Raw genomic sequence first — 392 nt, forward strand, 5'->3', positions numbered from 1 at the left:
AACCATGTGAGTTTTTAAATCAAATTTTAGATGGTGGGCGCTTCAGAAAAATGCGTCTGCCACGTATGGGTATTTCATCATATGTCGGTTCAAGTCGCCTACATTTTGGTAAGCGTACAATGCAAATCCAAGGGGCTACATCGAGTGAAAATCACTTTGGTGCAATGATCTCAATTAAAGAGTACCCGCCTTTCACAGCTCCGGGAATGCTCGACAATTTGCTGCAAGTAAATCACGAGTTTATTCTCACACAATCATTTACACTTGCTGATAAGCCTATTGCTCAAGAACGTAATTCCCGCCTTCAGCGCCAAATTCAAGCTTCTGACGAGGCTGGCAGTTCTGTTGAAACGGATATTGACGGCGCACTAAATAGTCTCGTCAATCAAGAG

The 392-nt window shown here is 43.1% G+C and carries 1 protein-coding gene; it reads left to right on the forward strand.

Going from position 1 to position 392, the window contains the following annotated elements; translation table 11 throughout:
• Positions 1–392: VirB4 family type IV secretion/conjugal transfer ATPase (locus HBA93_RS19075; RefSeq protein WP_502910143.1), on the forward strand; the 392-nt coding region annotated here is incomplete at both ends.

It is taken from the genome of Ochrobactrum sp. SFR4 (assembly GCF_019730395.1).
In the GTDB taxonomy this organism is placed as follows: Bacteria; Pseudomonadota; Alphaproteobacteria; order Rhizobiales; family Rhizobiaceae; genus Pseudochrobactrum.